Origin of the sequence: Microbacterium lacus (genome assembly GCF_002812805.1) — a bacterium.
Lineage (GTDB): Bacteria > Actinomycetota > Actinomycetes > Actinomycetales > Microbacteriaceae > Microbacterium > Microbacterium lacus_A.
This window is the reverse complement of record NZ_NMUM01000044.1, coordinates 55,134-78,141: the sequence shown is the minus strand read 5'-3', so window position 1 is coordinate 78,141 and position 23,008 is coordinate 55,134. Positions and strand designations below refer to the sequence as shown.

Sequence of the window (23,008 nt, the reverse complement as noted above, 5' to 3'; positions counted from 1 at the left end):
GATCACACCACCCCGCTGGTTCCCAGCAGGGAACCGATCAGCCACGTCACGGCCAGCGCGAGCGTTCCTCCGACGACCAGTCGGAGGACTGCGCGGCCGCGGCTCGCACCACCGAGGATGGCGGAGACCCATCCGGTGATCGCCAGTGCAATCAGCACCGCCACGAACGTGACGGGCACGCGCCAAGCGGGCGGGGGAAGCAGGATCGCGAGCAGAGGAAGCAGTGCGCCGACCGTAAAGGCGACAGCAGACGACAGTGCGGCCTGCCACGGACTGACGAGGTCGTCCTGGTCGATGTGTAGCTCTACCTCGAGGTGTGCGGCGAGGGCGTTGTGCTGGGTGAGTTCTTCGGCGACCTGTCGCGCCGTCGCCTCAGAGAGCCCGCGGTCTCGATACAACCCCGCGAGCTCTTCCAGCTCTTCGTCGGGCATATCGCGCAACTCGGCCGTCTCTTTCGCAATCAGCGCTCGCTCGCTGTCGCGCTGACTGCTCACCGAGACGTACTCGCCGAGTGCCATCGAAATCGCCCCACCCACGAGCCCCGCGATTCCGGCAATGAGGAGGGCCGACGAGTCCGTGGTTGCGCCGGCAACGCCGACCACAAGAGCGGCGACAGAAACGATGCCGTCGTTGGCTCCGAGCACGCCCGCGCGGAGCCAATTGAGGCGCTGACCGATACCGCCCGTGTGTGCCTCGCCGACGTGACCGGCTACCTCATCTGTCATGGGCTCAGTCAATCGCTTCGGCATGCAAACGACAACGCCACCCGCGATTCGCGCCGAGCGCGCAGGTCGGGTAAAGTCTTGGAGGTTGCGGGGCTATAGCTCAGGCGGTTAGAGCGCTTCACTGATAATGAAGAGGTCCCAGGTTCAAGTCCTGGTAGCCCCACCAATCCGTCCCCGCGGGGCCTTAGCTCAGTTGGTAGAGCGCCTGCTTTGCAAGCAGGATGTCAGGAGTTCGATTCTCCTAGGCTCCACAGTTTTTCTGGTCGACAGCGACTGAGGATGGTGTCGTGACCATGGACATCCGCGTCGCGGCCTACGGCGTCGTTCTCGACTCTTCCGGTCGCGTGCTCTTGGCTCATTGGAACGAGGGTCGTCGCGCCGCGTGGACTTTGCCGGGCGGGGGCCTCGAAGAGGGTGAAGATCCGACTTATGCCGCGCGCCGCGAGATCCGCGAAGAGACGGGCTACCGCGTAGCGGTCGGTGACCTCTTGGGTATCCACTCCCGCGTGATCCCGGCCTCCCGCAGGATCCCGTTGGGACCGCCGGATCCGCTCCACGCTTTGCGAATCGTTTACCGGGCCCGGGTCACGGGTGGTCGATTGCGCAATGAGGTGGGCGGATCGACCGATCGGGCGGACTGGTTCACGCTCGCGTCCATTCGCTCGCTGCATCGCGTCAAGCTGGTGGATATAGCGCTCGGCATGGCCGGACTGATCTGACTCGTCAGCCGTTCGGTTGCGAGATGTCGGCCACGGTTGCACCGAGCGCACGGAGCAGGGCGTCTGAGTCGGCGAAGAGGCTGTAGCCGTGAGCGCCGGCTCCGAGAGCCACGCGCCCCGAGATGTTCTCGTCGGCGTAGACGGGCCACGCTGTCGAACTCCCGAGGGGAACGATCGTGCCGCGTTCATATCCGGTCGCAGCGAGGGCTCGTTCCGGATCCGGCAGTTGCAGCTTGTTCACGCCCACGACGGCGCGCAACTTCGCCCACGCGATCTGCCGATCCCCGGGAATCAAAGCGAAGAGGTAGGTGTCGTCACTTCGTTTCACGACGAGAGTCTTGACGATGTTTCGTGGCTCAACGCCCAGCAAGCCGGCAGCCTCATGGATGCTGCCGGCTTCCGGACGCTCGCGGATCTCGATGTCGAGACCCAGATCGGATGCCGCCGACCGCACACGTGCGGTGGCGGCATCCGGATCACTCATCGGGGGAGCGAAGCGGGTCGTCCGCGACCCAAAGCTCGTCGTCGGCACGCAGTGTCTGCCACGCGGCGTACAGCACACCAGCAGCGGCGATCACTCCGAGGACGATCGCGATGACACTGCCCGTGCTCATGCCGGGCTTCTTGGGCTCCAGCACGGCGAGCTTCTTCGACAGGGCCTTGGTGGCCTTCTTGCTGTACGAATCCGCATTCTTACCGAACGTGCGGGCGTCAGGTAGCGAGAATCCGCGGCCACTCGCCAGGCGGGAACGGGTGTCGTTCGCGGCGTCCCATACGGAAAGCGCGCCCCCCACGACTCCGCCGACCGCCGGCACGACGCGGTGTTCGAGGACGTCACGACTGACCTTTGCGCTCTTGTGAACCACGGGCATGACGCGCTGTTCGTACGTCGCCTGGACGGCGGGGCCGACCTGCTCACGTGAGTAGTTTCCGAGCTGACGGCTCGCTTCACGGGCGATACCTGCGGCTTCTCCTACGAGCACCTGCTGCGTCTGCCACACTTTGTTGGCGGAATCCTGCAGCTTGCGGAGCTCTTTCTTGCGCTTACGACTCAGGCCCACGGCTGCCTCCTTGTTCGTCGGGGGCGACGATGCGCCCCTCCCCATCTTGCCACGGTGAGCCCGCGAGGCCAGAGTTCGCGGCAAACTCCTATGCCAGAATGGATCAATGCCGCATCACACCGCTGTCGCCACACTCCACACCAACCACGGCGACATTGTCGTCAACCTTTACGGTGACCACGCTCCCCGCACGGTTCGCAACTTCATCGGGCTCTCCGACGGAACCGGCGAGTGGACCGACCCCGCCACGGGCAAGCCCGGCGAAGGCGCCCTGTACACCGATGTGGTCTTCCACCGCATCATCCCCGGTTTCATGATCCAGGGCGGCGACCCGCTCGGACAGGGCACCGGAGGACCGGGGTACAACTTCGACGACGAAATCAGCCCCGAGCTCAACTTCAACGCGCCCTACGTGCTGGCCATGGCCAACGCGGGCCTGCGTCGCAACGCCATCACGGGCAAGGCCGAGGGCACGAACGGCTCGCAGTTCTTCATCACGACCGACCCGACCCCGTGGCTGCAGGGCAAGCACACGATCTTCGGTGAGGTCGCGGACGACGCTTCGCGCGCCGTGGTCGACGCCATCGGCGCCGTTCCCACCGCGGGCGGCGACCGGCCGATCGAGCCCGTCGTGCTGCAGTCGGTCGACATCGCTACGGTCTGACGCACTCGCGTGAGCGCTGACGGGGCACGTAATCCCGAGGACTTCTGCTACCGGCATCCCGATCGCCGGAGCTACGTGCTCTGTCAGCGGTGCCTGCGCACCATCTGCCCCGAGTGCCAGACACAGGGAGCGGTCGGGGTCATCTGCCCCGAGTGCATGAAAGCACAGCGGGCGGACACACCCCCGGCTGTCCGGCGCGCTCGCGCATCGGTCCGCGCAATGAGCGGTCGTCCCTTGGTGACCTATTGGATCATCGGGGTGACGGCCGCTCTGTTCGTACTCGACTACATCCCCGGGCTCGACCTGACGAGCGCGTTCTTGTTCAACAGCGCCTACCTCGATCCTTCGCTCGGGTTCTTCCAGCCGTGGCGAGTCTTCACCGACACGCTGGCTCACTCCGGGCTCTGGCACGTCGGTCTCAACATGCTGGCCGTCTGGATGATCGGACGAAGCCTTGAGCCGCTGCTCGGCCACATCCGATTCCTTCTCCTGTACCTCCTCTCGGGCCTCGCGGGTTCGGTCGCGGTCGCGCTGCTCGCGCCGCTGACGTCCGTGATCGGTGCATCGGGAGCGGTCTTCGGATTGCTCGGAGCGCTACTCGTGATCGGTCGGCACATCGGCGCCAACATCACCGGCATCCTGATCATCGTCGGCATCAACCTGGTGATCGGGTTCTTGCCGGGCTTCTCGATCTCGTGGCAGGCACATGTCGGCGGTCTCGCCGCGGGAGCGCTCGCGGGTCTGATCTTCGCGCGAACCCGTCGTGCCGATCAACGTGGGCTGCAATACGGTCTGCTCGCCGGGCTCGCCGCGGTGCTCCTCGCGCTCTGCGCGGTGCCCGCGCTCATCGGCTGAGAGCCGTTGTCCACAGGGTTCTGCACAGCTGTGGAGAATTACACGCGTGTAACTAGTTCTCTCAGCGCCAACGTGTCGTCATCAAAAAGCCGATGAGAGCGATGCCGAAGCCGATGGCCAGGTTCCACGCACCGATACCCGGAACGGGCAGTGTGCCGTTACTCAGGTAGAAGACGAGGACCCAGGCGAGGCCCAGGAGCATGAAGCCGACCATGACCGGCAGGAACCAAACGGGATTGGGGGCGTCGACGTCGCGACGGGGCGCGCCGGGGTCGACGTCGTCAGATCGGGACATGAGAGCCATTGTAGCGGGGCGGCCGTACACAGCACTAAGCCGCACACAGCACCGTGGCCTAGGATCGGCGGGTGGATATGCGCGAACCGGGGGGACAGCGAGCAGCTGCCGATCCGGCGAGCTCGGAGACGGTCGTACCCTCGGACGCGGCCACACGGCGGGGTCGTGCTCGGCGCGCTCGCAGGATCAGTGTCATCGGGGTCGCCGGCGAGTTGCTTCTGACAGCGGGCGTTGTCGTATTGCTGTTCGTCGGGTGGCAGATGTGGATCGGCGATCAGATCGCGGCGGCCCAGAACAGGGCGGATGCGCTGGCCCTCGCGGAAGAATGGCAGGACTCCCCGCCACCCATTGCGGACCCGAGCCCGTCTGCGTCAGTGGCGCCTGACGAGCCTGAAGAGCCCGCCGCACCCGTCGAACCCGTCATCGCGGCCGAGCCCGACGATGGCGAAGAGTTCGGCATCATGTACGTCCCGCGCTTCGGAGCGGACTTCGCTGCGCGCATCGGTGGCGGCGTCTCGCGTGCCCGCACCCTCGACACGATCGGAATCGGGCACTACCCGGGGACACAGATGCCCGGCGAGGTCGGCAACTTCGCCGTCGCCGCCCACCGCACCGGTTTCGGCGGGGCGCCGTTCTACGCGATAGACGAGCTGCGCGTCGGTGATTCGATCATCATCGAGACCCAGGACGGCTGGTACACGTACCACTTCCGCACGCTCGAGTACGTGCGGCCTTCAGCGGTGGACGTACTGGCCCCGGTGCCGCAAGACACGCTCACGGGTGCGGGTGGGCGCTACTTGACCATGACGAGCTGTTCACCCAAGCACACCATCGCCGAGCGCATCATCGCGTACTCGGTCTTCGAATCCTTCCAGCCTCGTGCGGACGGGCCTCCCGAGGGTGTACCCGGGGCGCCTGTCTCTGAATCGGCGGTGTCCTGATGTACGGCGCACTGTGGCGTGTACTGCCCGGTCCGTGGTGGATCCGGACGCTGATTCTGCTCGTGGCTGCTGCGGCGATCGTCTACGCGTTGTTCTTCTACGTCTTCCCCGTCGTCGCGGTATGGATCACGCCCGAAGAGGTCACGGTCCAGTGACGTTCCGCGTTCTGGTCGTCGACAACGACGACAGCTTCGTCTTCACGCTTGTCGACTATCTCGCCCAGCTCGGCGCGCGGGTGGAGGTCGTCCGGAGCCGGGACATCCCGGTTGGATCCGTACGAGACATCCTGGGCAAACACGATGCGGTTCTGCTCTCGCCGGGACCGGGATCACCGGGCGAGGCCGGCGCGTCCATCGAGATCGTCCGCGCCGCGGAAGAGATGCGGATGCCCCTGCTCGGTGTCTGTCTCGGGCACCAGGCCATCGCCGAGGCCTTCGGCGGCGTCGTGTCTACAGCCGCCGAGCTGATGCACGGCAAGACCTCGACCGTCGTGCACGACGGCAGCGGTCTGTTCGACGGCATCATGCAGCCGTTCACCGCGACGCGGTATCACTCGCTCGCCGTGCTGGAGGGTTCTCTTCCCTCCGAACTCCGCGTGACCGCGCGAACAGATGGCGGCGTCATCATGGCGCTCGAACATCGCGAAGCGCCGCTCCGCGGCGTTCAGTTCCATCCCGAGAGCGTGCTCACCGAGGGAGGGCACCGTCTGCTCGCGAACTGGCTCGCCGAGTCGGGCATGCCTGATGCTGTCGCCGCGGCGGACGGCAAGCATCCGCTCGTCGGCTCTGCGTAGCCGGCTCTTCGCTCTCAAGTCGCGGCCCGCTCCGCGGAGCGTGGTTACGGGGCGACGCCCGTGCAGACCGTCAGCGCGATCGTCGAACCGACCGCTGCTTCGCCCGGCGGAATCGACTGCTGCGTGACGATCTCGGGATCCGTCGCTACACAGCTCGGGTCTTCGATGCGGCTGACCGTAAGCTGGATGCTCGGCCCGGTGATGCTGTCCGTCGCCGCCTGCAGTGTGAATCCGACGTAGTTGATGATCGGCACCCGCCCGGTCGCGGTAACGAGGTTGACCGTCGACCCGACGATGACGCTCTCTTCCGCGACGGGCGATGACGAGATGACCGTGCCCTCGCCCTTGCCCGGCACGCTTCGCGACGTGATCTGCCCGACCGTGAGCCCGGCTGCTTCTATCGCGGCGCGGGCGTCTGCCTCGGACAAGCCCTCGAGGGGCGGGACAGGTGTCGTTTCCGCGCCCGTCGAGACGTACACGGTGACGTCCTGGCCCACGGTGACGCCGACGCCCGCCGCCGGGACGGTGCGCACGACCGAACCCTCGGAGACGGTGTCACTCGCCTCATCACGGCGGACCGCATTCAGGTCCGCTTCGGCGAGGGCGCTGTTCGCTGCCTCGTACGTCTGACCGACGACGGAGGGGACGACCCGGGCCGTAGAGGGAACCTCCGATTGCGGCTGGATCGTGACGATCCAGAAGAAGAGAGAGATGATCACCACCGCGAGCACGGCGACCCCGGTCCAGATCCAGGCCGCGGGAGGTCCGCTCTGCGTGCGGGCCATGGTGTCGTCGGTGCTCAACTGACGCAGCGAGCGTGCGGTCTCCGCCGCCTGGCGGGGGTTCGCGCCGTACAGCTCGGTGGTCAGTGCGCCGAGCTGACGCTTGCTGGGTGCGGCGCCGCCGACGGCCGCCGACAAAGCGCCGCGGAACTGCTCGGCAGACTGGTATCGCTGGAACGGATCCTTCGCGAGTGCACGCAGCACGACCGCGTCGAGCGCGCGTGAGACCTCGGGATTGAGTTCGGAGGGAGCATCCGGTGTCTCGCTCACGTGCTGGTAGGCCACCGCGACCGGGGACTCGCCCCGGAACGGAGCGCGACCGGTGAGGAGTTCGAACAGCACGACGCCCGTCGAGTACAGGTCGGCGCGTCCGTCGACGGCCTCACCCTTGGCCTGCTCGGGAGAGAAGTACGCGGCCGTACCGAGGATCGCGGTCGTGTCGGCGACGGTGGACGACGAATCCGAAACCGCGCGCGCGATGCCGAAGTCCATCACCTTGACCTGTCCTGCATCCGTGATCATCACGTTGCCAGGCTTGATGTCGCGGTGCACGACACCCGCGCGGTGCGAATACTCCAGCGCCTCGAGGATCCCGTCGACGTAGCGCACGGCGTCGGCCTCGGGGACCGGGCCGGCGTCGATGACATCCTTCAGAAGGGCGCCCTCGACGAGTTCCATCACGATGTACGGGACCGGATGCGTCGATCCGTCGCCGTCGCGCTCGGTTTCTTCTCCCGCGTCGAACACGCGCACGATCGTCGGGTTCGCCATCCGCGACGCCGCTTGGGCCTCCAGGCGGAATCGCGTGCGGAAGGCCGCATCGTCTGCCAGCTCGCGCTTGAGCATCTTGATCGCGATGGCGCGACCGAGTGTCAGGTCGTAGCCGCGGTAGACGGAAGCCATTCCCCCGCGCCCGACGAGCTCGTCGATGCGATATCGACCGGACAGCACGCGTGGCTCATTCGTCACGGGGTACTCCTCGTCGATGGGGAAGGGGGACTTCCTAGCCTAGGTGGCGGCTATGGATCGGATTGCGGCGACGCGACCTACGGGTTCGGTGCGCTCGGCGTGGGGGTCGACGCGGGGGCGATCGTCGCGGCCGCTTCGGCCGACTCCGGAGACGTGCGGTCGCCCCCGGGTCCGCCCGTGCACGTCACCGTGTACTTGACGATGAGCGACTGGCCGGCGTTCGCGCTGACTTCGATCGGTGCGGTCCGCTGGTTGGCGGCGATCACGATCGACGACTGCCCGTTCGAGAACAGGCCGTTCGAGGCCGTCAGGTTGTACGAGAGTACCGACCCGGTACCCGCGGCGCAGCTGTACCCCGACCACTGGACGTCGACGGTGTCATTTGCCGTGACGGTGGTGACGGGTGCTCCGCCGTCCTGGATCGTCGGGGCGCCAGGAGTGTTCATCGGGGTGATCGAGGCGTACCGCGTCAACTCGATGGTCGTGCCCTGGGCGACATTGGGGCCGGAGGGGTTCACGTCGTAAACGAGCCCCACTTCATCCTCCGTCGTCGCCGCGTTGCCGTCGACGCACGAGGAGTTCATGCCGGCGTCCGTCAGGATCTGACGCGCCGCCTCGCACTCCTGGCCGACGAGATCGAGCGCGTCGACATTCACCGTCGTGGGCGTCGGCGCGGGCTCGGTGCTCGAGGTGGACGGAGTCGGCGCGGTTGACGAGGGTGAGCCTGTCGGATCCGCGCCGCCGCCCTGGTTCGCCAGCAGCGCCCAAACGGCACCGCCCAGTACGAGCAGCAGCAGAACGATCAGGGCGACCAGGGGCCAGGTCCACGGGCTGCGCTTGCGTGGCGGGGCTTCGTCGACCGCCGTCGCCGTGGCTCCCGTGGCATCACCCGGCGTGAGAAGGCGCGTGGCGGCATCGAGGGGTGCCGCAGCGGTCAGCAGTTGAGTTGCCTCGTCCGTCGCGACGACACCCGTGGCGATCGCCGGGATCGCGGCGGCGGCCGCCGCGATGTCCCCGCGACGCAGGGCGGTGGCGGCGCGCGCGACGACGGCGGTCGAGCTCGGGCGGTCCTCCGGCTTCTTCGCGATCATGGCGAAGACCAGGTTCTGCACGGGGACCGCGACCGTGGGCGGAAGCGGAGGTGCCTGCTCGTTGATCTGCGCCATCGCGATCGCGACCTGCGACTCGCCCGTGAAGGGACGCTTGCCGGCCAGGCATTCATAGGCGACGATGCCGAGCGAGTAGATGTCGGTCGCCGCTGAGGCCGGGTGGCCCGAGGCCTGCTCGGGCGAGAGGTACTGCACGGTTCCCATGACCTGGCCCGTGGCCGTCAGGGGCACCTGGTCGGCGATGCGGGCGATACCGAAGTCGGTGATCTTCACGCGCCCATCGGGCGTGATCAGCAGGTTGCCCGGCTTGATGTCGCGGTGCACCAGGCCGGCCGCGTGGGCGGCCTGGAGAGCGGCGGATGTCTGAGCGACGATGTCGAGCGTCTTGTCGGTCGACAGGGTGCCGTCGCGCTCGAGGATCGTCGACAGAGCCTCGCCGGGAACGAGTTCCATGACGAGGAAGGCGCTGCCGTTCTCTTCGCCGTAGTCGAAGACGCTCGCGATGCCCTCGTGGTTGACGAGGGCCGCGTGCCGCGCCTCGGCGCGGAAGCGCTCGAGAAAGCCCGGGTCGCCCATGTACTCGTCTTTAAGGATCTTGATCGCGACGGTGCGGCCGATGACGTGGTCGGTGGCCTCCCAGACCTCGCCCATGCCACCGATGGCGATGCGCGAGATCAGCTCGTAGCGGCCGCCGAAGGACACTCCCTGTGTGGGTCTCATCGCTCCAGCACCGCCTCCATGACCGCCTTGCCGATCGGGGCCGCGAGCAGATTCGATCCGCCTTGCTGGCCCCGCCCTGCGCCGTTCTCCAGCACAACCGCGACCGCTACCTGCGGGTCATCCGCGGGCGCGAAGCCCGTGAACCAGAGGGTGTACGGAGCGGTCGCACCGTTCTCCGCCGTGCCGGTTTTTCCAGCCACCTCTACGCCGTCTATTCTTGCACCCGACGCCACGCCGTTCTGGACATTCGCCACCATCATCTGGGTCATGGTTGCTGCATCCTCTTCACTCAGGGCGGTTGCAAATTCGGTGTCATCGAAGGTCTGTTGCACCGACAGGTCGGGGCCGATCACGCGGTCGACCATGCGGGGGTTCATCACGACGCCGTCGTTTGCGATTCCGGCCGAGACCATCGCCATCTGCAGCGGGGTAGCGCGGACATCGCCCTGCCCGAAGCCCGTGAGAGCCGTTGGGGCATCCTCGAGCGCACGCGGGTAGGTCGACGCGGTTGATTCGAGCGGCATCGTGAACGACGAGTTGAAGCCGTACTTCTCGGCCTCTTCGCGGATCGCGTTGTCGCCCAGTTCTACCGCGAGCTGGGCCATCGGAATGTTGCACGAGAGGCGGAGGGCGTCGGCCAAGGTGACGGTCTCGCCCGGCCCGCAGGTGCCGCCGCCGGAGTTGTTGATGAAGTCGGATGATCCCGGTAGTTGCCATTGCGCGGGGTTTGCGAAGGTCGATTCGGGCGTGTAGCGACCAGAAGACAGTGCGGCCGAGGCAACGACGAGCTTGAACGTCGAGCCCGGCGGGTTGAGTGTCCCCGCGATGGCGCGGTTCGAGAGAGGACGCAGGGGGTCGAGGTCGAGCACGTCGAAGGCGTCATTGACCTCGGATGAGCTGTGCGCGGCGAGCAGGTTGGTGTCGAAACTCGGGGTCGTGACCATCGCGAGGATGCGGCCGGTGGACGGCTCGATCGCGATCACCGCACCCTCGTATCCCTGCAGGGCGTCCCAGGCGGCCTGCTGCGCGCGCGGCAGAAGACTGGTCGCGACATTTGAGCCCTGAGGCTTCTGGCCCGTGATGATTTGATCGAGGCGCTGCAGGAACTGCGACCCCGACGTGCCACTGAGCTCCTGGTTCATCGCGCTCTCGAGCCCGGTCCGGGAGTTCAGCAGCGGGTTGATGTACCCCGTGACGGGGGCCCACATCGCCGCATCGGTGTAGACCCGCTGGAACGAGTAGATGTCGTCCGAAGGCACCGAATACGCGATGGCCGCACCATCCGCGATGATCGCGCCGCGCTGGACCTGGTAGGCGTCGTACAGCGCACGCGTGTTCGCGGGATTCTCGGCGAGGGCGTCGACCTGGACGACCTGGATCCAGCTGGTCGCACCGAACAGCGCGAGGAACATCGCGAGGATGACGACCGATAGGCGGCGGAGTTCTTTGTTCATCCGATGACCACCCGGGGACGTGAGCGCACGGCGTCCGAGATGCGCAAGAAGAGAGCCACGATGAGCCAGTTCGCGACGAGCGATGAACCACCGGCGGCGAGGAACGGCGTCGTCAGCCCCGTCAGCGGGATCAGGCGGGTCACGCCGCCGACCATGATGAACACCTGGAGCGCGATCGTGAACGCGAGACCGGTCGCGAGGAGCTTCCCGAAGTCATCCTGGCCGGCGAGTCCGATCCGGATGCCGCGGCTGACGAAGAGCATGTACAGGCACAGGATCGCGAAAACACCGATGAGACCGAGCTCTTCGCCGAGGCTCGGGACGATGTAGTCGCTCTGCGACAGCGGCGTCAGGTAGGGGCGACCCTGCCCGAGGCCGGTGCCGATCAGGCCGCCCTGCGCGAGTCCGAAGATGCCCTCGACGAGCTGGAAGCTGCCCCCGGTGCGTTCGATGACCTCGGGATCGAAGGCGTGCCACCAGGCCGAGATGCGCGACCCGACGTACGTCATGACCTGCGAGGCGATGAACACACCGGCGAACGCGAGGCCCAGCCCGATCACGACCCAGCTGGTGCGGCCCGTCGCGGTGTAGAGCATCGCGATGAACATGCCGAAGATCAGTACGCCGGTGCCGAGGTCGCGCTGCAGCACGATGATCGCGAGCGAGACGACCCAGATGATCAGCAGCGGCCCGATCTCGCGTGCACGCGGCCAGGTCATGCCGAGAAAACGGTGGCCGGTTGAGGTGAGGCTCTCGCGCGTGCGGACGAGGTAACCGGCGAAGAAGATCGCCAGGGCGATCTTCGCCAACTCAGCGGGCTGGAAACTGAAGAAGCCACCGATCGAGACCCAGACTGCCGCGCCCGTGCCTTCCCGAGCCAAACCGGGGATTGCCGGCAGGAGCAGCAGAACGAGCCCCACGAATCCCGAGACGTAGGTGTATCGGAAAAGCACGCGGTAGTTGCGCAACAGGATGACCACGGCCACGGCACCGGCGACGGCGATGCCGGTCCAGGCGATCTGGCGGGTGGATGCACCATCCCAACCCTCGGCGTCGATGGCGATATCGATGCGGTAGATCATTGCGAGGCCGAGGCCCGTGAGGGTCGTTGCAATCGGTACGACGATCGGATCCGCGTTGGGTGCCCGGAACCGCAGCACGATGTGCAGCGTGAGTACCAAGACGGCGAGGGCACCGAAATAGTAGAGGATCGTCCACTCGATGCCACCGATCGCACCCAGCTGCACGAGCGCGACCGCGGATCCGCTCACCGCAAAGGCGAGCAGCAGCAGACCGAGCTCGCGGTTGCGCTGGGTCTGAGGCATCCGGAGCGTGCGGAGCGCCTTCATGACGGTCGTGTCGGCCTTGAGTTCGGCGGTATCGCCTTGTTGGGTCGAGGTCACGGGTTCACCCCCAATGGCTCGGTTGTGGCGCGCAGGCGTTCGACGATCTCACGGGCCTCGGTCAGCGTCCCCGCCGAAACGGTCGATTCGACCGCCTGTCGCGTGAATTCGTCCAGGTCGTCGAGATCGATCCCCGTCTCTTCGTAGACCTCGGACAGCGAGATCGGGCCGATGTCCTGCTGAATGCCCCGGTAGACGACGACCATCTCTTGATCGGCACCGACGAAGAATCGCGTCTGCGTCCACGAGTATGCGAGGAATGCGCCGACGACGAGCAGCGCGGCCACGACCACGGCGCCGACGATCCAGCCGATCCGGCGACGACGGGCACGGCGGCGGTCCTCTTCGATGAGTTCTTCGAGAAACTCGGCCGCCGGCTCGAAGTGCGTCGGTTCGTTCGCAGCCTGACGATTGGGGTGCAGCCAGCTGCTGCGACCCGGGCGCGCGGCGGGAACATCGAAGTCGAGCGGGGTCGACGCCGAGCCGACGATGGTCGGCGTTCCCACCACGACGGGATGAGATCCGCCCACGTCGACGATGACGATGGTGACGTTGTCGGGTGCGCCGGCGTCGAGGGCCTGCTTCAGCAACACGTCGGCGGTGCGCTGGGGTGTGAGCCCCTGCGCGAGGGCCTTCGCCGTATGGGGATCGTCGACGACGCCGGAGAGACCGTCCGAGCACAGCAGCCAACGGTCACCGGGCTGAGTCGCCATGATGAACGTGTCGACATCCGGGTGGGCGTCCATGTCGCCGAGCACGCGCATCAGCACGGAGCGCCGGGGGTGGAAACGCGCCTCTTCGACGGTGATGCGGCCCGAATCGACGAGGCGCTGGACGAAGGTGTGGTCGGTCGTGATCTGTGTGAGCTGATCGTCACGGAAGAGGTAGATGCGCGAGTCCCCGATGTGGGCGATGACCGCGTGGTCGTCGATCATCAAAAGCGCGCTCACCGTGGTGCCGAGCCCCGAGAGCTCGGGCCGCTGCTCGACCGTATCGATCAGAGCGGATGCCGTTTCGGTGATCGTGTCGCGGAGCACGCGCTCGGCTTCGGCCGTGCTCGCGAAGGGCCGATCGAGATCTTCGAGGTGCCGAATCGCGATGGATGATGCAACATCGCCGCCCGCGTGACCACCCATGCCGTCGGCGACGACATAGAGGTTGGACCCGGAATAACCCGAGTCCTGGTTGTTGGAGCGCACCTTGCCCGTGTGGGACAGGGCCGCCGCGGAGCCCTCGAAGACCATCAACTACTTCCGCAGCTCAAAGGTGGTTGCGCCGACCTTGATCGGCGCGCCGATCGTCACCGGGGTAGGGGCCTGCACGCGGGCGCCGTCGTGCCAGGTGCCGTTCGTCGAATCGAGGTCCTGAATCATCCACTGCTCGCCCCACAGCACCAGGCGCGCGTGATGGCTGGAGGTGTAATCGTCGCGGATCACCAGGCCCGATTCACTCGAGCGGCCGATCGTCAGCGGTTCGTTCGTCAGAGGGAGTTCGAGCCCGGCCTTCGGCCCCGACGTGATGACGATGCGCTGCACCGACTCGGTCGTCGCAGCGCCCCCCTTCTTCCCGGGGCGCGAGGGAGAGGGCGCTGCCGCTGGGGCGGGCGTAGATGGGGCGCGTGGCGCGGCGGGGGGAGGGACCTGCGCGGTGGCTGAAGCAGCTGCCCCCGCGGCGCCTGCTCCTGCGACGACGGCGGCTTCACCCGCGGGCTCAGGCATCCGTCGCACGCGAACGCCGAAGAGATCCGCGCGCATCGAATAGACGACCACGAAGACAAAGGCCCACAGCAGGAGGAGGAAGCCGATCCGCAGCAGGAGGAGTGTGAGCTCGCTCATCGCGCCCCGTTTCCGCCGAGCGCGTCGAAGGCTCGGGTTACATCGGCGGGCGGCGGTGGTGGCGGCTTGGGGGGTCGCGCCTGCGCGACGACGCGGAAGACGATGTCGGTGCGTCCGATCCGAATCGTCGAGTCCGGCTCGAGCGCGGCCTGCGTGACGCGTTGCCCGTTGAGGGAAGACCCGTTGGTCGATCCGAGGTCGCGGACCATGGCGCGCTCGCCGTCCCACAGGATCTCGACGTGCTTCCGGCTCGTGCCGGCGTCGGGGATCGTGATGTCAGCGTCGCTGCCGCGGCCGATCACCGTTCGGCTCGAGGTCAGGGGGTGACGTTTGCCATCGATGTCGACCACGGCACGCCACGAAACGCGGCCCTCTTCGGTCGTGGAGCTGACGCGCAACGTTCCCGCCGCGAGATTCGGGTCGACGCCGAGTCGGATGCTGACGGCACCCGCAAACGTGTAGCCCTGTGCCTTCGCGTGCTTCTGCACGAGAGTGTCGAGCTCGGTCAGCAACGTGTCGCCGAGCGCCGCCATCTTGGCGTGGTCGTCGGGCGAGAGCTCAACGATGAAGGTGTTGGGCGCGAGGATGCGGTCGCGGCTGACGACCGCGGCCTTCTTGTCGAGCTCGCCGCGCAGGGCGGAGGCGATCTCAACGGGTTGGATGCCGCTGCGGAAGGTGCGCGCGAACGCACCGTTTACGGCGCGCTCGAGACCCTTCTCAAAGCTGTCAAGTAGACCCACGGGGCTCCTCAGGCGGGGCGGATGGTAGGCCCATCGTAGTCAGCGAGGCTGGATAGGCCCCGACGATCGGGGAGTTGTGCGCGATAGGGCTGTCCGTCGCGGGAGGAGATCGGCGCGAGAGGAGGGCTCTACTGCGTTCATGGTCCTCCTCAGCCGCCGGAATCCTCGTCTCGCGCTGCCGTAGACCCGTGATATTCTCGCAAGGTTGAGTTTTGGGCGTTAGTCCCGAGATTCGCGCGAGTGGCGGAATAGGCAGACGCGCTGGCTTCAGGTGCCAGTGCCCGAAAGGGCGTGGGGGTTCAACTCCCCCCTCGCGCACCAGAGATGTCGAGAGGTTCGAGACATCCGGTGGCGCAGCTGGCCCAGAGTCCTTCGGGATTACTGGGCCAGAGTCGTATCAGGCGAGCGGATGCTGCTCGCGCACGATCCGCTCTGCCTCATCTGCGTCGCGCGCAAGGAATGCGTCGCGCAGGCGCACGAACGAATCGGCGCGCAGGATCGGATCATCGGGGTGCGGGGTCCACCCGACGAGTAGGCGCGCGACGGGCAGGTGGATCTCGCGGAGCGTCTGGATGAGCATCCGATTGCGCGATACATGCGTGATTCGCCGGAACAGCGCGACCATGAGCGTCGACAGCTCACGCGGATCGGCGTCGGCGGCCGCGACCGCGACCTGATCGAGGATCTCGCTGATCTCCGCGAGCTCCTCATCCGTCGCTCGCATCACGGCAAGACGGGCCGCGACTCCGCTGAGCTGACCGATGTACTCGATGGCTTCCGCGCGGCTGGAATCGTCGGGAATCGTCACCCGGGTATAGCGGTGGGCTGCAATCTCGAGCAGGCCCTGATTGGCGAGGCGTTGGATGGCCTCACGTACCGGGGTGCGGGAGATCCCGTACAGGTCGGCGATCTCGACATCGCGGATGCGCTCGCCGGGCGCCAGGCGCCCGTCGAGGATGGCGCGAGCGAGCAAGGCATATACGTCGTCGGCCAGCGCGGAACCGCTGGCCTCGAGGCGTTCAGCGGGTGCATCAAGGGGCATTTCGGGTGCCTTTTTCGGGTAAGGCACGGCGGAAACCCGCCGCTTGAATAATTCGAGTCATCTTACGCACGGGCGCAAGGTACCGGCAGTGAGGGTCGCCTTCCTCGCGAGGAGCGGGGCCCGCGAGAGGACCTCCGTGGTCACGTTCGGGCAACGTTTGTGTCTCCTTCTTCCGAAGGCATTGCGCGATGTTGCCCTGATCGGGGTAGCGTGGTACCACAACCCCGCGGATCTTCGGACTCGCGGACTATACCCGCGTGGCTCCGGCTAGCGCGGCTGAAGAGAATGGCAAGGCATGTCTAGCACGGGAACCGTCAAGTGGTTCAACGCCGAAAAGGGTTTCGGCTTCATCGCCCCCGATGAGGGTGGCGCCGACGTCTTCGCGCACTACACCGCTATCCAGGCGGGCGGCTACCGCTCGCTCGAGGAGAACCAGCGCGTGGAGTTCGAGACGGCTCAGGGCCCCAAGGGTCTGCAGGCCGAGAACATCCGCCCCGTCTAAGGGCGAATCACACAAGGACGCACTCCGGAGCTCACGCTCTGGGGTGCGTTCTGCTTTTCCGGCGTGGTCTCAGTCGTGGCGGAGCATGTCGACTCCGGCAGCGGCGAACTGGCGGAGGGTCGCGTCCGGCAGGAACGCGCGCGTGAGCCCCGCCGCGATCCGGGTCAGGTCTCCCTCGTCGCGGTACAGCAGGTAGATGGGCTCGTAGCGCGGATTGAACTTCGTCTTGAAGCGGTGCAACGACCGGAACCCGTAGACGGGCTCGAGCGCGCTCGAAAGCGAACCCAGCAACTGGGCGATCGCGCCCTCGTCCGGTGTCACCTCGTGCGCGAGAGGTGCGCCCGATAGCGAGAGCGTCAGCGCACCCTCCGCCGCGAAGTCCCGCGCGGACGATCCGATCAAGAACTCCATGACCGGCCCGAAGCCGCCCTCGCGGCGACGCATGAGGTCCAGGGTCCAGCCGTGCACAGCGCCGCCGGGTCCGTAGACCGGCAGCCACGACAGAAAGCCGTCGACGTCGCCATTCGGGGCGATCGCGAGCGCCAGACGCACGTCGGGATCCGCAGCCTCTTGCAGGGTGCCGAGCGTGAACCGCATTTCGGGCAGGCCCTTGTCGCCGACCCACGACTCCGAGATCGCGCGCAACTGCTGACGCACGCCCCAGGGCTCCTCGGCCAGCGTCGTGAGTCGGAATGTCATCCCGTCGCGCTCGCCCCTGTTGAGCGCCTGGCGCACATACGACCAGGCTTTGCCGGTGAACTCTAGCCCGGGCAGATCGACGATCGTGTCATCCGCGATGATCAGCGCGCGCCATCCGTCCGGCATCGCATCCCGGGTGACCTGGCTGCAACTGAAGAAGCACGGGATGAGTCCCTGGCCTTCGGTTGTACGGACATACGTGCTCACAGAATCGGGGACGGATGCCGGGGGCCCGAGCGGATCGGCGAGAGCGATCGCGACCCCGAGCCGCGGCTGGAAGGCGACCATGCCGTCGCCGGTGCGCAGGTAGCGAAGCCCCTCCCACGTTGCCATCCACGAGAGGTTGCCGCCGCCCTCCGCGCGGATCAGTGCGCGGACATTGTCGGTCGATACCGCGGATCCCTCACCGATGCGTCGGCGGCGGGTAGCGCGGAACGCCCGACGGGCCATGATGAGGTAGACGAAGAACAGCGCCCACAGCAGCGAGGTGGCGAGTGCGACATCCGGGTCGCCATAAACGTCGTAGACCTCGGCGGGGAAGAGCGCGAACAGGGTGATGATCGCGGCGGCGACCAGCAGGTTCACACCGGCCCACAGGACGGTGAGAATCCATGCCCACCGACGACCGAGACGGAGCCCGCGCGACACGAGCAGCACCACGACCGTGTCGATCGCCACGTCGAGCCACGGACCATCGAGCGGCGCGGTCGGCCCGAACGGCCCGTTCGTGGGCAGCAGCAGCGACAGGATCTGGATGACCGCGAGCGAGAGGATCACCGCGAACGCCAGCAGCCGCTGTTCGCGAACGGTGGTGCGCTGGATGCGGAACGAACGGTCGATCACGAGCACCAGCGTGATCGCGAAGGCGTGTTCGACATCGGCGAGTGAACCCAGCAGCAACAGGCTGATCGCCGCATACGCGAAGACGATGACCCAGCCGCGCTGGCGCCACGGCGCCGCGAGCAGACCGATGGAGGCGGCGATGCAGGCCATCGTTCCGCCGGACGCGCCGACATCGAGCTGCCCCGCGAGGGTTATCGCCCAGGGCCAGGGCAGGAGGCGGCCGAACATCAGGAACGCCGCCGCGGCGAAGATCGCGAAGAGCTGACCGAAACCGAAGTACAGCAGCGCGATGCGCGTACCCCGCTTCATCTCCAGGAAGCCGAGGCCGGCGAGGCTGAGAAGCGTGGGGATGTAGACGACGGGATGCGCGACGAAGAACGTGCCCGTGAAGGGTGTCCACCACCGACCCGCTTCGAGCGCGGGCAGACCGTACGCGACCGCCTCGAACCAGGGCTGTTCGGTGACCGGGCGCCAGAGACCCTGCCCGACGATGCCGACCACGACGATCAACACCAGCAGCGTCAGCGTCCCGGGCATGGCGCGGACGAGCCGCGCGAAGGTGCGTGCGGGGTGCGGATGTTTCGGGTCGCTCACGCTGTCAGGGTAGCGAGGGATGCCCGCCCCGGCGCCCTACGCGCCGGGAAGCAGGAGCGCGCGGAGGGCGTCCATGTCATCCGCGACGGCGGAGGCGCCCTCGGACTCGTGCGGCCAGCTGAAGCCCCAGCGCACGAAGATGACAGGCACGTCATGCACCGCGCCGCCCTCGACGTCGTGGTGTCGGTCGCCGATGAGCACGGGTCGGGACGTGTCGACTCCCGCGGCCTCGAGCCGGCGCAGGGCCTCGGCCACGATGTCGGACTTGGCACTCAGTGTCCGCTCATCGGGGGTTGCGCCCACGATGGTGGTGAAGTCGTCCGTCAGCCCGAAGAACTGCATCAGCTCTCGCACCTGGTTCTCGGGCTTGCTGCTCGCGGTCGCCTGGGGAACCCCATCGCGGTGCAGATCGTGGATCAGGTCGACGATGCCGGGGAAGGTCCGCGCCCCTGTCGTGTAGCCGTCGCGGGCCCCGAGCTCGCGATACCACGAGACCGCCGTCGTCGCCTCTTCGGGCGACATCCCGGCCTGGGCCTGGAAGGACTCGAACATGGGCGGACCGATCCAGTGCACCAGCTCGGCGCGCGTCGGCGCGGGTCGGCCGAAGTGCTCGAGCGTGATGGTCAGTCGGCGCAGGATGCCGTCCGAGGCATCCACGATCGTTCCGTCGACATCCCAGAGGATGCAGGACCAGGGGCAGATGTCGGGCATGAGATTCAGCCTACGGGGAGCCGCTGATCCGCCCGGACGGGTCAGAACAGGCGGGGGACCCCCGACTCGATGCCCTTCATGTCGTCGTAGTCCAGGGTGACGCAGCGGATGCCTCGGTCCGTCGCGAGGACGCGCGCCTGCGGCTTGATCTCTTGCGCGGCGAAAACGCCCGTCACCGGTGCCAGGTGAGGGTCGCGACCCAGCAGGGCGAGGTAGCGCGTGAGCTGCTCGACGCCGTCGATGTCTCCCCGACGCTTGACCTCAACCGCGATCGTTCCGCCGGCGGGGTCTCGCAGCAGCAGGTCGACCGGCCCGATCGCCGTCGGGAACTCCCGTCGAACGAGCGTGACGCCGTCACCGATGAGTTCGACCTGCTCGGCGAGCAGCCGCTGCAGGTCGGCCTCGACGCCATCCTTCTGCAGGCCAGGATCGGTGCCGAGCTCGTGGGACGTGTCGTGGATGATCTCGTAGATGTTGACCAGCAGGGCATCGCCCGACTTGGCGTGCGTGACACGCCACTGCTCGATGACGCCGGCTTCGCGGGCATCGTCGCCCGGCTGTTGCGATACCAGCGAGCACGGCGGACTCATCCAGTTGAGCGGCTTGTAGCTGCCGCCATCCGAGTGCACCAGCAGACTCCCGTCGCTCTTGTGAACGAGAAGACGGGTGGCGAGGGGTAGGTGCGCGCTGAGACGGCCGGAGTAATCGACGGAGCAGCGGGCGATGACGAGACGCACCCGTCCACGGTACCCGTCGGTGCCCCCGTGCCTTGCCACGAAGGTGCCCGGGGGGCGGGCTGAGAACCCGCCCCCCGGCGATGGCTACTGTGCGTCGATCGGCAGCAGGATGTCCTTGACCGACGGGTCGGTGCGGAGGAACTCCTGCACGGCCGGGTCTTGGAATGCCTGGACAAGTTTCTTGATGTTGTCGGTTTCGGCGTAGTCCGAGCCGATCGTGAGCTGTCCCGCGAACTCGTCGGGTGCGGCGGGGGCGTAGATCTGCTTGTCGATGTCGATCTGCGCCGCGAGGTAATACTCGGTGTAGCCCACTGCCGCGTCGAGATCGGGAAGCGCTCGCGACTGGGCAGCGAAGTCCAGCAAGACGAACGTGAGGTTCTTGGGGTTGGCAACGATGTCGTCCTGCGTGGCGTAAGCCTTGTCGACCGATGGATCGAGGGTGATCAGGCCCGCGCGTTCAAGGACCCAGAGACCCTGTGCCTCGTTGGCGGGGTCGGAGTAGAGCGAGATCTTTCCGCCATCCGGGATCTCGCTGATGTCGTCGTACTTGTCCGACCACACGCCGAAGCCCCATCGGAAGACGGGAACCGCGGCCGTCTCTCTGAAGTCCGGGTTGGCCTCGAGAACCTGGCTGAGCCAGAGCTTGTGCTGGTAGATCGTGCCGGCGACCTCGCCCTCGCTCACGGCGCGGTTGATGGTGTTGCTGTCGGCCAGACCGCGGAAGGCGATCGTGAGGCCGTACCGGGGAGCGACCTCTTTCGCGATGAACTCCACGAGCGCCTGCTCCGAGGCGTTGCCCTCGGCGGTGGCGATCTCGAGCGTTGCCCCAGCGATCTCGTTGGGGGACTGGGTCGGGTTGAGAAGCGGCACCACCACGGCGGCGCCGATCACGGCCACAACGGCCGCGCCGCCGACGATCCATGGCCAGCGCCGACGGGTTTTGACCGCGAACCCGTGGTCGTTGTCGTTCGGCGGTGTGGTGCGGGTGTCCTGTGTCGTTGTCATGGCAGATATCTCCTGGGGTGTTGTGCGAGTTTGGGGCTAGGGGGTGGGCTGAAGACGACTCGGCTGAAGAGAACGCCGCGTGCGGGCGTGGGGCGTCGTGAGGAAGACGAAGGTGTCGCCGAGCTTTTGCACGGCCGCGACGAGCAGAACGAGCACGATGATCGTGGCCAACATGACCCCGTTGTCGAAGCGCTGATAGCCGTAGGTCACCGCGACGTATCCGATTCCGCCCGCCCCGATGCTGCCCGCGATCGCGGAGTACTCGATCATCGCGATCGTGTTGATCGTGATGCCGCCGATGATGCTCGGAACGGCCTCGGACAGCTGCGCGGTGCGGATGATCTGGAGGGGGGATGCGCCGCTCGCCGTCGCGACGCGCGCCAGGTTGGTCGGGACGCCCCGCAGCGAGTTCTCGACGATGCGGGTGAAGAAGGCGATGCCAGCGATCGACATCGGGACGACCGCGGCGGCGATTCCGATGTTGGTGCCCGTGACGAATCGCGTGAACGGAACGATCGCGGCCATCAGAATCAGGAACGGCAGCGAGCGACCGATGCTGACGATTCCGCTCAGGACGGCGTGCAGCCGCGGCCGCGGGAAGAGGCCGTGTGGCGCGAGATTGTGCACGAGCGCGCCGAGCGGAATTCCGACGAGGACCACGATGGCCATGACGATCCCGACCATGATCAGTGTGTCGAGAAGCGCCGGGAAGATGAGGGCGGGAATGTCCGCGAGGGGGACGTTATCGATACGCCTCATGACGACACCGCCTCGGGGGCAACCGCCCCGGAGGGGACACCCGCGCGGACCGGTTCTTCCGGTCGAGCATCCAGGCCGAGGTCCTCCAGTGCTTGCCGCACACGCTCGCCGTCGGAGTGGGCGACACCGATCACCGCAGAACCCACGGTCGATTGATGAAGCACCTCGACGGATGCGCCGAGCAGCGACACGGGAACGCCCAGAGTCTCGCCGAGCCGCGACATCCAGTCCGTCGGGACGCGCGCCGAGCGATACGACACGACCCACGTCGATTCGGACTCTCCGGCGACCGCGTGTGTGCGGCGGGGTTGGAGCGCGCGCCCGAGTTCTGAGTCGGCGTCGTGCAGGAGTTCGACGAGGCGCCCGGATTCGACGATACGTCCGTGATCGAGACGCGCAACGGAGTCGGCGATGCTGCGAACAGTGTCCATCTCGTGCGTGATGAAGATGATCGCCAGGTCTAGGTCGTCGCGGAGCTCTTTGATGAGCTCGACCACGGACGCCGTCGCCTCGGGGTCCAACCCGCTCGTCGCCTCGTCCGAGATCAGCACACGGGGGCGGAGCGCGAGGGCACGTGCGATGCCGACCCGTTGGCGCTGGCCGCCCGACAGCTCGTGCGGGTAGCTGCCCGCTTTGGCGGCGAGACCGACGCGATCGAGCAGCTCGGCCACTCGGCGCTTCGACTCGACAGGGGTGACGCCCAGATACTCCAGAGGCAGCGCGACATTCTGGGCGGCGGTGCGACGGCTGAAAAGACCGTCGTGCTGGAAGATCGTGCCGATCCTGCGACGGGCGACGCGCAGTTGCTTGGCGTTCAGGTGGGAGAGATTGTCGCCATTGACGATCACGGCCCCCGAGGTCGGCGCCTCGAGCAGGGTCGCGCACTGGGCGAGGGTGCTCTTGCCCGCGCCGCTCGGGCCGACGACCGCGAAGATCTCGCCGGACGCGACGGCGAAGTCGAGGCGGTCGAGCACGGTCGCGGTCCCGAAGGTCTTGGTGAGCTGCTCGAGACGAATCATCGCGTCGCCGGCCCTGGTCGGTCGATAGGAGG

Annotated in this window: 25 protein-coding genes and 3 tRNA genes; 10 read left to right on the top strand and 18 right to left on the bottom strand. The window is 67.0% G+C overall.

The genetic code is table 11. The features are described from left to right. Positions 1 to 2: 2 nt before the first annotated feature. Positions 3 to 725, bottom strand: a complete 723-nt coding sequence (locus tag CGU34_RS15220; RefSeq protein ID WP_100814588.1) for a VIT1/CCC1 transporter family protein — start codon at positions 723 to 725, stop codon at positions 3 to 5. Positions 726 to 814: 89 nt separating this feature from the next. On the opposite strand from CGU34_RS15220, the gene CGU34_RS15215 reads away from it, so the two are divergent. The 3 genes from CGU34_RS15215 (at position 815) to CGU34_RS15205 (ending at position 1,444) form a co-directional block, all read left to right on the top strand. After that, a tRNA-Ile gene (locus CGU34_RS15215) sits at positions 815 to 891 on the top strand. Positions 892 to 903: 12 nt separating this feature from the next. Further along, a tRNA-Ala gene (locus CGU34_RS15210) sits at positions 904 to 976 on the top strand. A 42-nt stretch (positions 977 to 1,018) separates the two neighbouring features. Further along, positions 1,019 to 1,444 (top strand): NUDIX hydrolase, encoded by a 426-nt coding sequence (locus tag CGU34_RS15205; RefSeq protein ID WP_100814587.1) that lies wholly within the window; start codon positions 1,019 to 1,021, stop codon positions 1,442 to 1,444. A gap of 4 nt (positions 1,445 to 1,448) precedes the next feature. Here the strand turns inward: CGU34_RS15205 and CGU34_RS15200 are convergent, their stop codons facing one another. Together CGU34_RS15200 and CGU34_RS15195 are read right to left on the bottom strand one after the other, a co-directional pair. Then, entirely contained in the window at positions 1,449 to 1,928 is a 480-nt protein-coding gene (locus CGU34_RS15200; RefSeq protein WP_036296691.1) for an aminoacyl-tRNA deacylase, read from the bottom strand. Next, positions 1,921 to 2,505: a hypothetical protein gene (locus tag CGU34_RS15195; protein WP_036296688.1), complete on the bottom strand. Its 585-nt coding sequence runs from the start codon at positions 2,503 to 2,505 to the stop codon at positions 1,921 to 1,923. Before CGU34_RS15195 ends, CGU34_RS15200 begins: the two co-directional genes overlap by 8 nt. A gap of 106 nt (positions 2,506 to 2,611) precedes the next feature. On the opposite strand from CGU34_RS15195, the gene CGU34_RS15190 reads away from it, so the two are divergent. Next, the gene (locus CGU34_RS15190; RefSeq protein ID WP_036296685.1) at positions 2,612 to 3,169 is read left to right on the top strand and encodes a peptidylprolyl isomerase; all 558 of its coding nucleotides are present in this window, start codon (positions 2,612 to 2,614) and stop codon (positions 3,167 to 3,169) included. Positions 3,170 to 3,388: 219 nt separating this feature from the next. Continuing rightward, positions 3,389 to 4,024 (top strand): rhomboid family intramembrane serine protease, encoded by a 636-nt coding sequence (locus CGU34_RS15185; RefSeq protein ID WP_332870629.1) that lies wholly within the window; start codon positions 3,389 to 3,391, stop codon positions 4,022 to 4,024. 61 nt (positions 4,025 to 4,085) lie between these two features. Here the strand turns inward: CGU34_RS15185 and CGU34_RS15180 are convergent, their stop codons facing one another. Continuing rightward, positions 4,086 to 4,319: a cell division protein CrgA gene (locus CGU34_RS15180; protein ID WP_036296787.1), complete on the bottom strand. Its 234-nt coding sequence runs from the start codon at positions 4,317 to 4,319 to the stop codon at positions 4,086 to 4,088. Between the two features lie 77 nt (positions 4,320 to 4,396). Between CGU34_RS15180 and CGU34_RS15175 the strand changes: the two genes are divergently transcribed. Genes CGU34_RS15175 through CGU34_RS15170 form a run of 3 tightly spaced genes read left to right on the top strand, consistent with a single transcriptional unit; the run spans position 4,397 to position 6,053 of the window. Further along, the gene (locus tag CGU34_RS15175; protein WP_100814759.1) at positions 4,397 to 5,260 is read left to right on the top strand and encodes a class E sortase; all 864 of its coding nucleotides are present in this window, start codon (positions 4,397 to 4,399) and stop codon (positions 5,258 to 5,260) included. Next, entirely contained in the window at positions 5,260 to 5,415 is a 156-nt protein-coding gene (locus tag CGU34_RS17265; protein ID WP_036296682.1) for a hypothetical protein, read from the top strand. The genes CGU34_RS15175 and CGU34_RS17265 overlap by 1 nt, the downstream gene beginning before the upstream one ends. Further along, on the top strand, positions 5,412 to 6,053 hold the full coding sequence (locus tag CGU34_RS15170) for an anthranilate synthase component II (RefSeq protein WP_232711703.1): 642 nt from the start codon (positions 5,412 to 5,414) through the stop codon (positions 6,051 to 6,053). The genes CGU34_RS17265 and CGU34_RS15170 overlap by 4 nt, the downstream gene beginning before the upstream one ends. Before the next feature lie 44 nt (positions 6,054 to 6,097). Here CGU34_RS15170 and pknB read toward each other — a convergent pair whose 3' ends face one another. The 7 genes from pknB to CGU34_RS15135 all read right to left on the bottom strand — a co-directional run bounded on the left by pknB (position 6,098) and on the right by CGU34_RS15135 (position 15,065). Beyond that, positions 6,098 to 7,804 (bottom strand): Stk1 family PASTA domain-containing Ser/Thr kinase, encoded by a 1,707-nt coding sequence (gene pknB / locus CGU34_RS15165; RefSeq protein WP_100814584.1) that lies wholly within the window; start codon positions 7,802 to 7,804, stop codon positions 6,098 to 6,100. Positions 7,805 to 7,881: 77 nt separating this feature from the next. Continuing rightward, complete coding sequence (locus CGU34_RS15160; protein WP_100814583.1) at positions 7,882 to 9,633, bottom strand: serine/threonine-protein kinase; 1,752 nt, start codon at positions 9,631 to 9,633, stop codon at positions 7,882 to 7,884. Continuing rightward, positions 9,630 to 11,087: a peptidoglycan D,D-transpeptidase FtsI family protein gene (locus CGU34_RS15155; RefSeq protein ID WP_100814582.1), complete on the bottom strand. Its 1,458-nt coding sequence runs from the start codon at positions 11,085 to 11,087 to the stop codon at positions 9,630 to 9,632. Before CGU34_RS15155 ends, CGU34_RS15160 begins: the two co-directional genes overlap by 4 nt. Next, positions 11,084 to 12,436, bottom strand: a complete 1,353-nt coding sequence (locus tag CGU34_RS15150) for an FtsW/RodA/SpoVE family cell cycle protein (RefSeq protein ID WP_036296779.1) — start codon at positions 12,434 to 12,436, stop codon at positions 11,084 to 11,086. The genes CGU34_RS15155 and CGU34_RS15150 overlap by 4 nt, the downstream gene beginning before the upstream one ends. 50 nt (positions 12,437 to 12,486) lie before the next feature. Beyond that, positions 12,487 to 13,734, bottom strand: coding sequence for a PP2C family protein-serine/threonine phosphatase (locus CGU34_RS15145; protein WP_100814581.1), 1,248 nt, complete (start codon positions 13,732 to 13,734; stop codon positions 12,487 to 12,489). Between the two features lie 3 nt (positions 13,735 to 13,737). Continuing rightward, complete coding sequence (locus CGU34_RS15140; protein ID WP_100814580.1) at positions 13,738 to 14,325, bottom strand: FHA domain-containing protein FhaB/FipA; 588 nt, start codon at positions 14,323 to 14,325, stop codon at positions 13,738 to 13,740. Further along, on the bottom strand, positions 14,322 to 15,065 hold the full coding sequence (locus tag CGU34_RS15135; protein ID WP_100814579.1) for an FhaA domain-containing protein: 744 nt from the start codon (positions 15,063 to 15,065) through the stop codon (positions 14,322 to 14,324). The genes CGU34_RS15140 and CGU34_RS15135 overlap by 4 nt, the downstream gene beginning before the upstream one ends. Before the next feature lie 234 nt (positions 15,066 to 15,299). On the opposite strand from CGU34_RS15135, the gene CGU34_RS15130 reads away from it, so the two are divergent. Further along, positions 15,300 to 15,386: transfer RNA gene (locus tag CGU34_RS15130), tRNA-Leu, on the top strand. 76 nt (positions 15,387 to 15,462) lie between these two features. Here CGU34_RS15130 and CGU34_RS15125 read toward each other — a convergent pair. Then, positions 15,463 to 16,107, bottom strand: coding sequence for a GntR family transcriptional regulator (locus CGU34_RS15125; protein WP_036296660.1), 645 nt, complete (start codon positions 16,105 to 16,107; stop codon positions 15,463 to 15,465). A gap of 295 nt (positions 16,108 to 16,402) precedes the next feature. Between CGU34_RS15125 and CGU34_RS15120 the strand changes: the two genes are divergently transcribed. Further along, positions 16,403 to 16,609 (top strand): cold-shock protein, encoded by a 207-nt coding sequence (locus tag CGU34_RS15120; RefSeq protein WP_036296657.1) that lies wholly within the window; start codon positions 16,403 to 16,405, stop codon positions 16,607 to 16,609. Positions 16,610 to 16,678: 69 nt separating this feature from the next. Here the strand turns inward: CGU34_RS15120 and CGU34_RS15115 are convergent, their stop codons facing one another. From CGU34_RS15115 to CGU34_RS15090, 6 genes are all read right to left on the bottom strand, one after another. Beyond that, a complete protein-coding gene (locus CGU34_RS15115) occupies positions 16,679 to 18,745 on the bottom strand; it encodes a bifunctional lysylphosphatidylglycerol flippase/synthetase MprF (RefSeq protein WP_036296653.1) in 2,067 nt (688 codons plus the stop codon). A 36-nt stretch (positions 18,746 to 18,781) separates the two neighbouring features. Further along, positions 18,782 to 19,456, bottom strand: coding sequence for an HAD hydrolase-like protein (locus CGU34_RS15110; RefSeq protein ID WP_036296651.1), 675 nt, complete (start codon positions 19,454 to 19,456; stop codon positions 18,782 to 18,784). Positions 19,457 to 19,497: 41 nt separating this feature from the next. Next, a complete protein-coding gene (gene nucS / locus CGU34_RS15105) occupies positions 19,498 to 20,193 on the bottom strand; it encodes an endonuclease NucS (RefSeq protein WP_100814578.1) in 696 nt (231 codons plus the stop codon). A gap of 84 nt (positions 20,194 to 20,277) precedes the next feature. After that, complete coding sequence (locus tag CGU34_RS15100; protein WP_036296645.1) at positions 20,278 to 21,198, bottom strand: MetQ/NlpA family ABC transporter substrate-binding protein; 921 nt, start codon at positions 21,196 to 21,198, stop codon at positions 20,278 to 20,280. 36 nt (positions 21,199 to 21,234) lie between these two features. Beyond that, positions 21,235 to 21,957 (bottom strand): methionine ABC transporter permease, encoded by a 723-nt coding sequence (locus CGU34_RS15095; protein ID WP_036296643.1) that lies wholly within the window; start codon positions 21,955 to 21,957, stop codon positions 21,235 to 21,237. Beyond that, positions 21,954 to 22,976 carry a methionine ABC transporter ATP-binding protein gene (locus CGU34_RS15090; protein ID WP_100814577.1) on the bottom strand — a complete coding sequence of 341 codons (1,023 nt, stop codon included), beginning with the start codon at positions 22,974 to 22,976 and terminating at the stop codon, positions 21,954 to 21,956. Before CGU34_RS15090 ends, CGU34_RS15095 begins: the two co-directional genes overlap by 4 nt. Positions 22,977 to 23,008 lie beyond the last annotated feature (32 nt).

What these genes read in the sequence shown, in the direction of transcription:
- CGU34_RS15220 (WP_100814588.1), bottom strand. Translation starts at nt 725, where the DNA reads ATGACAGATGAGGTAGCCGGTCACGTCGGCGAGGCACACACGGGCGGT.
- CGU34_RS15205 (WP_100814587.1), top strand. Translation starts at nt 1,019, where the DNA reads ATGGACATCCGCGTCGCGGCCTACGGCGTCGTTCTCGACTCTTCCGGT.
- CGU34_RS15200 (WP_036296691.1), bottom strand. Translation starts at nt 1,928, where the DNA reads ATGAGTGATCCGGATGCCGCCACCGCACGTGTGCGGTCGGCGGCATCC.
- CGU34_RS15190 (WP_036296685.1), top strand. Translation starts at nt 2,612, where the DNA reads ATGCCGCATCACACCGCTGTCGCCACACTCCACACCAACCACGGCGAC.
- CGU34_RS15185 (WP_332870629.1), top strand. Translation starts at nt 3,389, where the DNA reads ATGAGCGGTCGTCCCTTGGTGACCTATTGGATCATCGGGGTGACGGCC.
- CGU34_RS15180 (WP_036296787.1), bottom strand. Translation starts at nt 4,319, where the DNA reads ATGTCCCGATCTGACGACGTCGACCCCGGCGCGCCCCGTCGCGACGTC.
- CGU34_RS15175 (WP_100814759.1), top strand. Translation starts at nt 4,397, where the DNA reads ATGCGCGAACCGGGGGGACAGCGAGCAGCTGCCGATCCGGCGAGCTCG.
- CGU34_RS17265 (WP_036296682.1), top strand. Translation starts at nt 5,260, where the DNA reads ATGTACGGCGCACTGTGGCGTGTACTGCCCGGTCCGTGGTGGATCCGG.
- CGU34_RS15160 (WP_100814583.1), bottom strand. Translation starts at nt 9,633, where the DNA reads ATGAGACCCACACAGGGAGTGTCCTTCGGCGGCCGCTACGAGCTGATC.
- CGU34_RS15155 (WP_100814582.1), bottom strand. Translation starts at nt 11,087, where the DNA reads ATGAACAAAGAACTCCGCCGCCTATCGGTCGTCATCCTCGCGATGTTC.
- CGU34_RS15150 (WP_036296779.1), bottom strand. Translation starts at nt 12,436, where the DNA reads ATGAAGGCGCTCCGCACGCTCCGGATGCCTCAGACCCAGCGCAACCGC.
- CGU34_RS15145 (WP_100814581.1), bottom strand. Translation starts at nt 13,734, where the DNA reads ATGGTCTTCGAGGGCTCCGCGGCGGCCCTGTCCCACACGGGCAAGGTG.
- CGU34_RS15140 (WP_100814580.1), bottom strand. Translation starts at nt 14,325, where the DNA reads ATGAGCGAGCTCACACTCCTCCTGCTGCGGATCGGCTTCCTCCTCCTG.
- CGU34_RS15125 (WP_036296660.1), bottom strand. Translation starts at nt 16,107, where the DNA reads ATGCCCCTTGATGCACCCGCTGAACGCCTCGAGGCCAGCGGTTCCGCG.
- CGU34_RS15120 (WP_036296657.1), top strand. Translation starts at nt 16,403, where the DNA reads ATGTCTAGCACGGGAACCGTCAAGTGGTTCAACGCCGAAAAGGGTTTC.
- CGU34_RS15110 (WP_036296651.1), bottom strand. Translation starts at nt 19,456, where the DNA reads ATGCCCGACATCTGCCCCTGGTCCTGCATCCTCTGGGATGTCGACGGA.
- CGU34_RS15100 (WP_036296645.1), bottom strand. Translation starts at nt 21,198, where the DNA reads ATGACAACGACACAGGACACCCGCACCACACCGCCGAACGACAACGAC.
- CGU34_RS15095 (WP_036296643.1), bottom strand. Translation starts at nt 21,957, where the DNA reads ATGAGGCGTATCGATAACGTCCCCCTCGCGGACATTCCCGCCCTCATC.
- CGU34_RS15090 (WP_100814577.1), bottom strand. Translation starts at nt 22,976, where the DNA reads ATGATTCGTCTCGAGCAGCTCACCAAGACCTTCGGGACCGCGACCGTG.